We start from the raw sequence: 6,358 nt of genomic DNA, 5'->3' as shown, positions 1-6,358 counted from the left end.
CTGTTAGTCTTCCCTTTTGACTAGTACGTATTGCTAAGGTTAACGACGGTTAGATTCACCTCTTACACAGCACCTGTTTGTAGTATATCCACTATTAGAAATCTCACCTGAACTTAAGCTGCCTAATGGCAACACACTCGCTGACATTGCTCAGCAAGTGCCACTCAATGGTTTAACGCCATTAGAGTTGAATTAAATTAACCCCAAGAGGAACAACATGGCTAAAGTGACCGTCTCTACACTGGCTAAAATGAAACAAGAAAAACAAAAAATTACCGCATTAACGGCTTATGATGCGAGTTTCTCTCAGCTTTTTCACAACCAAGGTGTTGATGTTGTTTTGGTTGGTGATTCACTGGGTATGGTTTTGCAAGGCGGTGATGACACGCTTGCAGTTACCACTGATGATATTGCCTATCACACCAAGTGTGTTCGTGCAGGATCAAAAGATTTATTTGTGATCGCAGATATGCCATTTATGAGCTATGCCAACGTAGAACAAGCTTGTAACAATGCTGCACAGTTGATGCGTGCCGGTGCAAACATGGTGAAGTTAGAAGGTGTCATTTCCTAAGGTCAGGTTTATAAACACTTCTCAGGTCTCGTTGCCTTATTAGGCGTCTTTTTGATGGGGGAGCTGTATTCCTTCTAAACTTGTGATAGATCAATCGTTTTCCGCTTGATTTTTAAATAGATGCTTGAAAGGGAACATGTTAAGATAAGAGTTGGTATAAGTTAATTAATATTTTGCGGTCTATGGAATGGAGTGTAACAAATGAAGATTGCGGTGTTATATGGAGGAACATCAGGGGAACGGGAAGTTTCTCTTGTCTACAGGGAAGGGAATCATACAAGCATTGGAAAATAAAGGCCATGAAGGTTACGGCCATCGATTTTTCTCCGGATCATCTGGACGAAGTCACTGAACTTAGATGTGGACCTTGTGTTCATCGGGCTGCACGGGCGCTTCGGTGAAGATGGAAAGATTCAAGGTCTTCTTGATATGCTTGAGCATTCCATATGTTGGTTCAGGGGTGTTAGCTTCAGCTCTGGCTATGGATAAAGCGAAATCCAAGCAGATCTTCTCCTTGAACGGCTTGCACACAGCGAAAAGTGAAGTGTTTTGATGTTACAGATGAGAGTCAATGTTCTGTCGATTGAAGATGAAGTAACAAGAGCAGTTTCACGCTTCCCTATCGTCATTAAACCGAATCAGGAAGGTTCTACTCTAGGTCTGACCATCGTAAAGAGATGAGGCAGATGCCGGCATGGCGGTTAAAACGGCTGCACAGTCGGATTCTATGATTCTAGTAGAAGACTATGTCAAAGGTAGAGAAGTGACGGTACCTGTCATGGGGCGCAAAGGGGAAGAGACAGGCACTGCCGGTCATTGAGATTATTCCTAAGAATGATTATTATGATTTTGATTCAAAATATAAACCAGGAGGCAGTGAACATATCGTACCAGCCGAAGTGAGCGACTGATATGACGGCACAAGCTGCAGGAAGACGCCGTTCTGTGCTCATCAGCTTCTTGGGATGTGACGTTTATTCACGCGTGGACTTCATTATCAATGATACAAAATGAACCGGTTATTCTTGGAAGTGAATACATTGCCGGGAATGACGCCGACAAGTCTGTTTCCTGATTCCGCTCAAGCGATCGGCTTAAGTTATGATGACTTAATCCAAACGATTCGTAGAGCTGTCTCAGCCTGCATATGAGACAAACAGGTGTAATCGTTTACAATTTTTCTTGTGAAAACGGTTAGAAAAAGCTGCATTTCAGACCTTTCCTAACAGGCAGTGGAACGTGTATACTATTCACTGAAAGAACGAGCCCTAATCGAATGGATTGATATAGGAGGTAAATGGATGGTAGCCGATAAGCCAACAGATACTGCAAACGAAAAAAATGACAAACTTGACGTGTTGAAGTCCACTCAGACGGTGGTCAAAAAAGCACTTGATAAATTAGGATACCCTAATGAAGTATATGAATTGATGAAAGAACCTGTACGCATGATGACCGTAAGAATTCCTGTAAGTATGGACAACGATCAGATTAAAATCTTTACAGGCTACCGGTCCCAGCATAATGATGCTGTAGGTCCAACCAAAGGGCGGCGTCCGTTTCCACCCAAACGTGTCTGAAAAAGAAGTCAAAGCGCTCTCCATCTGGATGAGTTTGAAAGCCGGTATTGTCGATCTTCCGTACGGCGGAGGTAAAGGGCGGTATCGTATGTGATCCGCGGGAAATGTCCTTCCGTGAACTGGAAGGAGTCAGCCGCGGATACGTTCGGGCGATCAGCCAGATCGTAGGCCCGACGAAAGATATTCCCGCTCCCGATGTATTTACCAATTCACAGATCATGGCGTGGATGATGGATGAATACAGCCGCATTGATGAATTTAACAACCCGGGTTTCATTACAGGTAAAGCCGCTGGTGCTCGGTGGTTCCCACGGAAGGGAAACCGCGACAGCGAAGGGCGTAACCATCTGCATTGAAGAAGCCGCCAAGAAAAAAGGCATCAATGTCGAAGGCGCAAGAGTCGTCGTTCAAGGCTTCGGTAATGCCGGAAGCTTCCTTGCGAAATTCATGCATGATAAAGGTGCTAAAGTGGTCGGAATATCGGATGCCTACGGAGGGCTTCACGATCCGGATGGACTTGACATTGACTATCTTACTGGACCGTCGTGACAGCTTCGGCACAGTGACCAACCTGTTCAACAATACGATTACGAATGAAGAACTGCTGGAGCTTGACTGTGATATTCTCGTACCCGCAGCGATTGAAAACCAGATTACAGAAGATAACGCCTATAACGTGAAAGCGAACATTGTCGTAGAAGGCAGCGAACGGGCCAACGACACTGGAAGCAACGAGAATTCTTTCTGAGCGCGGCATCCTTCTTGTGCCGGATGTACTGGCTTCTTCCGGGGGCGTGACCGTTTCCTACTTCGAGTGGGTACAGAACAACCAGGGATATTACTGGACAGAAGAAGAAGTGGAAGAGAAGCTTCATAAAGTCATCGTCAAAGGTTTTGACAATGTCTATCGTACGTCAGAAACAAGGCGCGTGGATATGAGACTGGCCGCCTATATGGTCGGGGTCAGAAAAATGGCAGAAGCATCCCGATTCCGTGGATGGATATAACTTGATTCTATAAATGGAATCTCCTATCATGATGATGGTAGGAGATTCATTTTTTTGAAATGAACGGAAGAACGTTGTTGGAAAGAGGAGTGTTATACGTGCATCAACAAGAAAAAGCCATCATCATCGGCGGCGGTCCCTGTGGAATGAGTGCAGCTATTGAACTTGCAGAAGGCTGGTATCGAACCGTTAATCATTGAAAAAGGGAATATTGTAAATTCGATTTATCATTACCCGACCCATCAAACGTTTCTTCAGCTCCAGTGAAAAACTGGAAATAGGTGAACATTCCTTTTATTTCTGAACAGGCAGAAACCGGTGCGGAATGAGGCGCTTGCTTATTACCGAGCGGTGGCGGAGACGGGAAGACCTGCGGGTGCACACGTATGAAAAGGTTCAAGAAGGTTGAACAGAGAAACTGGCGGGTTCATCATCCATACAGAAAAAGCATCGGGTGAAACAAGCATCACCGTGCCGAACCAGGTCGATCGTTGCGACAGGCTATTATGATCAGCCGAACTATCATGGGTGTCCAAGGCGAAGAGCTGCCGAAAGTGATGCACTACTTCAAAGAGGGGCATCCCTATTACAAGAAGAACGTCGTCATCATCGGTGGGAAAAATTCGGCTGGCACGATGCTGCTTTGGAACTGGAAAAATCAGGAGCTCGGGTATCACCGTTCTGTATCGTGGTGAAGATTATTCGAAGAGCATCAAGCCATGGATTCTGCCTCAGTTTGAAGCCCTTGTGAGAAAAGGAATCGTTGACCATGGAATTTTGTGCCGACGTAAAAGAGATCACTCAGGATGCCGTCTGATCTATGAATGCAAAGGGGAGGAAAAACGTGTGGACGAACGACTTTGTCTTTGCAATGACGGGCTATCGACCTGACCACAGCTTCCTGACGAAAATGGGCGTGGAGATGGACGAGGAAACCGGGCGTCCATCCTTTAATGAGGACACGATGGAAACGAATGTTCCAGGCATTTATATCGCCGGTGTCATTGCTGCCGGATATAACAACAATGAAATCTTCATTGAAAACGGAACGCCACCACGGCGGAAATTGCTAATGCTATCCGCAGCGAGTAAATCAAAAGCCTGAAGAAACTTGCTCCAGGCTTATCCGCCTGAACGTGATTTGCTTCAGCTGAACATATGCTCGAGTTCTGTCATATTCGCCGTCATCTCCAGAGCCACCATTAAGTTTGATGCGGGCTTTCGGACCAGTCAGGCCGTTTGCGAAGATGATGCCCATATCTTCTAAGCTGTGCGCCCGCCTCCAGGATAGCCGTAAGTGTCCTGGACGATTCCCTGATAACAGCGCGGACACCAGGACGACGGGAATGCCTTCCTTAATCGTCCGCTTTCCAGTGCTATCCATCGTTTCAGGAGGGAGGTTGCCCTGTCCTGAGTGCTTCAATGATCGAGCCCGTCCACACGGCTTTCGCGTACCGCATCGATTAAATGCGCCGTCCATTGCCTGCGTATGCTTTAATCAAGTGACACATGTTTGCCTATGTTTTGGATCGGATAGGAGTCATGCCGGGTCATTTTATGGTGGAAGAAAACTTCCGATCTTCGTCGTAATTCCGATAGGGCCGTATTGAGGGCTTTGGAAACGTTGCTACATTGCTTGTGCTCGTCTTCGTTACATTTTTTGCCGTGTGAATTTCATCGTTCATGACCACGAGTACACCTTTGTCCTGGGCCTCATCACAAGTCGCAACTCTTATTGCACTGAGCAGGTTGTATAACCCATCGGCGCCGATTTCATTACTGGAACGCATGGCGCCGGTAACGACCACGGGTTTTCGGGTCTGCAAAAACAAATCCAGGAAATAGGCGGTTTCTTCTAATGTGTCTGTCCCGTGAGTGATGACGATGCCATCATAATTCTTTCTGGCCATTTTCTCGTGGATATGATGCTTCCTAACTTCAGCATGTGATCAGGTCTAATGTGCGGGGAAGGAAGGTAGAATAATATCTCATCTTCGATCAATGTCTTTCCTTTGAAGCATCGTTGAGATTTCATCCAAAGGGTGTTTGGATGAAGTATTCACTTCACCTGTTTCCTTGTTTTCTTTCATTGATATCGTGCCACCTGTGTGAATGACTAATATTCGCTTCATAATTTACACCATCTTCCATTCAAATGTTCCTTTTCTCATACCTTCATGATACGATGAAACGTAGGTGAAAGAAAGAGAGAGGGTTGAGAATCTATGGCCATATTGACTGCTGCAATATCTCCTGCTGTGGCCATCATGACATTTATATACTTAAGCAAGCGAATCGAACTTGAGCCGCTGCCCTTGATCATCCGCATGTTTATCATAGGAGTCATCATGGTTTTTCCAATCATGTTTATCCAGTATGCTTTCGAAACAGAAAATGTCTTTCATTCATCTTTTTTGAAATCTTTTTTCTTAGCTGGATTACTTGAAGAGTTTTTCAAATGGTTCTTTTTATTATTTGTCGCTTACCGACATTCTGATTTTGATCACCACTATGATGGAATCATCTACGGTGTGGCTGTCAGTTTAGGTTTTGCGACGATTGAAAATATCATTTACCTTTTTCAAAATGGAATTGAAATTGCCATACTAAGAGCCGTTTTCCCAGTATCATCTCATGCATTATTCGGTATTATTATGGGCTATTATATGGGGAAAGCGAAGTTCCGGACGAACCGTTCGAACTTATGTTTAGCCTGGGGGCTGCTCGTACCTGTTTTGTTGCACGTGCTGTATGACTATATTATAACCGTGAAAGAGATGACCTGGATGTTTTGGATCACTCCATTCATGATTGTGTTGTGGTTCATCGGAATCAGGAAGATCAAAATCGCGAATCAACATCACGAAAAAATGCTCAAACATTGAAGAACAGCCTCCAGGCTGTTCTTTTTTTATGAGCTTTGATAGGACTGTCTAAGCTGGACTGGATTGTGCTGAATCAAAGTCGATGTAATGGATAAAGTGTACAAGGTCCCCATGAATAATCTGCGGTTTCTGTTAAAAACTACCCCTATAACTAAACTATTGGGTCAGGGGTGTATGTTGGATGTTATGGAAAAAGACGATGGTCGTTTTTTTGGGCCTGTCCTTGTTGGTGTTCCCTTTATCTGAGTGGAGCTATGTCAAACCAGTTAACGGTTTCTCGAATCAAATTATACAACAGGGAGCTACGGGGAC

The 6,358-nt window shown here is 44.9% G+C and carries 7 protein-coding genes and 3 pseudogenes; 9 read left to right on the top strand and 1 reads right to left on the bottom strand.

Going from position 1 to position 6,358, the window contains the following annotated elements; translation table 11 throughout:
• Nucleotides 1-217: 217 nt before the first annotated feature.
• The 8 genes and pseudogenes from ACXAC4_RS21085 to ACXAC4_RS21050 all read left to right on the top strand — a co-directional run.
• A pseudogene (locus ACXAC4_RS21085) lies at nucleotides 218-562 on the top strand (3-methyl-2-oxobutanoate hydroxymethyltransferase); the annotation flags it as partial.
• A 330-nt stretch (nucleotides 563-892) separates the two neighbouring features.
• Complete coding sequence (locus ACXAC4_RS21080) at nucleotides 893-1,063, top strand: hypothetical protein (protein WP_475165145.1); 171 nt, start codon at nucleotides 893-895, stop codon at nucleotides 1,061-1,063.
• A gap of 205 nt (nucleotides 1,064-1,268) precedes the next feature.
• Nucleotides 1,269-1,394, top strand: coding sequence for a hypothetical protein (locus tag ACXAC4_RS21075; RefSeq protein WP_475165143.1), 126 nt, complete (start codon nucleotides 1,269-1,271; stop codon nucleotides 1,392-1,394).
• Nucleotides 1,395-1,584: 190 nt separating this feature from the next.
• Nucleotides 1,585-1,725: a hypothetical protein gene (locus tag ACXAC4_RS21070; protein ID WP_475165142.1), complete on the top strand. Its 141-nt coding sequence runs from the start codon at nucleotides 1,585-1,587 to the stop codon at nucleotides 1,723-1,725.
• A 150-nt stretch (nucleotides 1,726-1,875) separates the two neighbouring features.
• Nucleotides 1,876-3,161 (top strand): annotated as a pseudogene (locus ACXAC4_RS21065) (Glu/Leu/Phe/Val family dehydrogenase).
• Between the two features lie 159 nt (nucleotides 3,162-3,320).
• A complete protein-coding gene (locus ACXAC4_RS21060; protein ID WP_475165139.1) occupies nucleotides 3,321-3,428 on the top strand; it encodes an NAD(P)-binding domain-containing protein in 108 nt (35 codons plus the stop codon).
• A gap of 257 nt (nucleotides 3,429-3,685) precedes the next feature.
• Nucleotides 3,686-3,856 carry an NAD(P)-binding domain-containing protein gene (locus ACXAC4_RS21055; RefSeq protein WP_475165138.1) on the top strand — a complete coding sequence of 57 codons (171 nt, stop codon included), beginning with the start codon at nucleotides 3,686-3,688 and terminating at the stop codon, nucleotides 3,854-3,856.
• A 149-nt stretch (nucleotides 3,857-4,005) separates the two neighbouring features.
• Nucleotides 4,006-4,266, top strand: a complete 261-nt coding sequence (locus ACXAC4_RS21050; protein WP_475165136.1) for an NAD(P)-binding domain-containing protein — start codon at nucleotides 4,006-4,008, stop codon at nucleotides 4,264-4,266.
• Between the two features lie 445 nt (nucleotides 4,267-4,711).
• Here the strand turns inward: ACXAC4_RS21050 and ACXAC4_RS21045 are convergent.
• A pseudogene (locus ACXAC4_RS21045) lies at nucleotides 4,712-5,293 on the bottom strand (asparaginase domain-containing protein).
• Nucleotides 5,294-5,386: 93 nt separating this feature from the next.
• Between ACXAC4_RS21045 and prsW the strand changes: the two are divergent.
• Complete coding sequence (gene prsW / locus ACXAC4_RS21040) at nucleotides 5,387-6,046, top strand: glutamic-type intramembrane protease PrsW (RefSeq protein ID WP_474980428.1); 660 nt, start codon at nucleotides 5,387-5,389, stop codon at nucleotides 6,044-6,046.
• Nucleotides 6,047-6,358: the final 312 nt, after the last annotated feature.

The sequence above is a fragment of the Pseudoalteromonas sp. AWM4_233 genome, assembly GCF_056158285.1.
This window is presented reverse-complemented; position numbering and strand designations above follow the sequence as displayed.